The sequence below is a fragment of the Citrobacter sp. wls718 genome (assembly GCF_005280945.1).
GTDB lineage: Bacteria > Pseudomonadota > Gammaproteobacteria > Enterobacterales > Enterobacteriaceae > Citrobacter > Citrobacter gillenii.
In genome coordinates, this window is sequence record NZ_SZWV01000026.1 from 1 (window position 1) to 2508 (window position 2508).

4 protein-coding genes, 1 tRNA gene and 1 pseudogene are annotated in these 2508 nt (G+C 45.4%); 2 read left to right on the forward strand and 4 right to left on the reverse strand.

The window, feature by feature from the left end; translation table 11 throughout:
* Nucleotides 1-26 precede the first annotated feature (26 nt).
* The 3 genes and pseudogenes from FDW95_RS23485 to fimW all read right to left on the reverse strand — a co-directional run.
* A pseudogene (locus tag FDW95_RS23485) lies at nt 27-263 on the reverse strand (fimbriae Y protein); the annotation flags it as partial.
* A 22-nt stretch (nt 264-285) separates the two neighbouring features.
* A complete protein-coding gene (locus FDW95_RS05190) occupies nt 286-1011 on the reverse strand; it encodes an EAL domain-containing protein (RefSeq protein ID WP_115259166.1) in 726 nt (241 codons plus the stop codon).
* 164 nt (nt 1012-1175) lie between these two features.
* A complete protein-coding gene (gene fimW / locus FDW95_RS05195) occupies nt 1176-1769 on the reverse strand; it encodes a fimbria biosynthesis transcriptional regulator FimW (RefSeq protein ID WP_115259165.1) in 594 nt (197 codons plus the stop codon).
* Nucleotides 1770-1806: 37 nt separating this feature from the next.
* Between fimW and FDW95_RS05200 the strand changes: the two genes are divergently transcribed.
* Both FDW95_RS05200 and FDW95_RS05205 read left to right on the forward strand, forming a co-directional pair.
* The gene (locus FDW95_RS05200) at nt 1807-1986 is read left to right on the forward strand and encodes a hypothetical protein (protein WP_115259164.1); all 180 of its coding nucleotides are present in this window, start codon (nt 1807-1809) and stop codon (nt 1984-1986) included.
* Between the two features lie 39 nt (nt 1987-2025).
* A tRNA-Arg gene (locus tag FDW95_RS05205) sits at nt 2026-2102 on the forward strand.
* A 102-nt stretch (nt 2103-2204) separates the two neighbouring features.
* Here the strand turns inward: FDW95_RS05205 and FDW95_RS05210 are convergent.
* Nucleotides 2205-2508, reverse strand: a 304-nt coding sequence (locus FDW95_RS05210) for a DUF4942 domain-containing protein (protein WP_137363430.1), incomplete at its 5' end; no start/stop codon positions are given.

Genomic DNA, 2508 nt, shown 5'->3' on the forward strand with positions numbered 1-2508 from the left:
TCAGTAAGTTGGCAGCATCACCCAAAATTCTGGAAAACAGCCGTACGGGTACCTGAAAATAAATAGCGGTTCAGTGTAAATGCGAGATAGTAATCAGTGGTGATAATTGCCTGAGATACAGTGTCTCCCGGTAATGTATAATTGATTTTTTGTGCCAGATACTCAAGCCGGTCAAATACCTGCGGCGCACAGTGATGATATTGATGGGTACAGTGAGTGTTTTGTAAACGGCGATGTCGTTCCCGACGTAGTACGCTGCGCATCCTTCCTGTTTTCCTTTCCGTTTTATTTCTCCTGCCCTGGATAAATGGCGGGCCATAAATACCCCTGCCCCAAATTTGCGCCGGCTCGCTGGGCAATTTCCTTGTGCGTTTGGGTTTCAATCCCTTCGACAATCACCTGATTTGCGATTGCTTGTCCTTTCTTAATGATCTGCTGGAGCCTGCTGGGTTTTTTACTCAGTGTCCAAAAGGTATTTTTATCCAGTTTAATGCCTGATAGGTGCCAATTAGCCTCAATGAATGCGATGAGTAATTCTTCATTGACGTCATCCATCCAGATAGGGGTGCCTGACGCTTCAACATGCTGCATAGCGTTATACGCCACATGGCGTTGAGCAACATTGAGCAAAAGGAATGTAGCAGGGTCCTGTATTTCGATGACAAGGTTAGGTGGATACGTAACATCACGCCAATGAAATGACGTCCAGTTCAGAAAGGCCTTCATCGGCAGGTTCAGTGAATAAACGTAGCCGGGCTGATAATGTACGATGTTGGCTATTTGGCGATAAAACAGGCTTTGTTGTTGTGCGAAAGAAAGCTGGCGAAAATAGTTCTCGCTATTCATTTTTCGCGGGAGGTGGGTCAGGACTTCAAAGCCGTATCGGTGCGAAGTCGATAACTCGACAATAGGTTCTAATTTCAGTGTTGAAAGTAGAACGTTAGCATCATTTTTTATTGAAGGATGTGCGTACTCATATTTATCGTTGCACAATAACAGGCTCGGCATCATGATATTCTCCCACGCGGAGCAAATATTACCGAGAGTGTTTTATTTTTACCCCGGAAATAACACATAGGCATTATTGTGGCAGCATAGAAATGGGGGCAGTAGGCGCATATACTTAATTGCACATGAGACATTTCTCATAAAGTTTCCAGCGCATAAGAAACGGTTCAATTTTGTAGAAAACTCAGGTTAACCCTGATGTATCTTAAGAATTGTTGTTCATTTTTCACCTGCAGTTTTCTCATAATACTCCGACGCGTTACCTTCGCTTCTACCTCACTAAGTGCAAGAAGCTGTGCGGTTTCGGCGGAGGTATATCCGCTGGCGAGGAACATTAAAAACTGACGCTCTGCAATGGAAAAGTTGCGGGTGGTGCAGTAGTGACAGATGGTGGCAGGGACGCTGGAACGGAGTGCGCGTTTTTGCAAAATGAGTACCATTTTTTTGCCGATCTCTTCGACATCATCTTCGCGATAAATCAGCGGTAGCATGTACAGGCAGGGCCTGAACATCAGCTTATCTTTATCGCATTTGCTGCAAATAATGACCCGATGCTGGTGACGGGTGTGGCGGGGAATTTCGTAACAACCCGCGCTGAGCCACTCTTCATCCAGCGATAAAAAGGCGATGTCTGCACGATCGATATCGTCGACAGGCAAGAAGCAAATCTCCTGACGCCACTGATTCGTCAGACGAGTAATGATGATTTTCAGACCATGTTCGAAGTGACTATTTTCGTCTTTGATGGCGATACTTAACATTGAAGGGATCCTAAACCGCAGGGAAGGGTGTAGGAGAATGTTAAGCAAAATCATTAATTTTCTAAATACATTTAACCTTAAACCGGGCTTTACGGCGCCTCAGTTGTTACCAGGTGATTTCCTGGATACCCGTGGACGAGCAGAAAAAACCACCATTCGTACACTTCGCAAGCAACCAGAACAAAAGGCATTGACTCAGCAGGCGCTGACCGTATAATTCACGCGTTTCATCCGCATGAAGTCTTCACTTCGCAATGCGCCCTTAGCTCAGTTGGATAGAGCAACGGCCTTCTAAGCCGTAGGTCGTAGGTTCGAATCCTACAGGGCGTACCATTTAAAACCAATGAGTTACGCAAAACCCCTCACTGAAAACCACACATCCAAAAAGTTTATGTAACGGCTGGTGTAAGTAAATTTTTTCAACACCCATCAACGTTAAAGTGGACTAGCCAGCATCCCCGGATAGTGCTTCGCCACAATATCATTCATCTTTTCTGTCAGATCGTAGCGCTTAAAAGTGATGTGCGCGGTTCCCTTCTGAAAGTAACGAATACTGAAGAAATCATCTTCGTAAACACCCTTCGAAGGGTTATCTCGAATATGCCCCATCAACCGAGTAGTAACATCACCACGGTTGTCGGGTATCGATTTACCATCCAGCAGAAATAACATTCGTTCCAGGTCTGCTAGTTGATCCCTACGCCAACCCCAGTTCAGACTGAATCCCCAGCGATTGTGA

Bases quoted from the DNA above. Each gene is read 5' to 3' on its own strand.
- FDW95_RS05190 (WP_115259166.1), bottom strand. From the start codon at position 1,011: ATGATGCCGAGCCTGTTATTGTGCAACGATAAATATGAGTACGCACAT.
- fimW (WP_115259165.1), bottom strand. From the start codon at position 1,769: ATGTTAAGTATCGCCATCAAAGACGAAAATAGTCACTTCGAACATGGT.
- FDW95_RS05200 (WP_115259164.1), top strand. From the start codon at position 1,807: ATGTTAAGCAAAATCATTAATTTTCTAAATACATTTAACCTTAAACCG.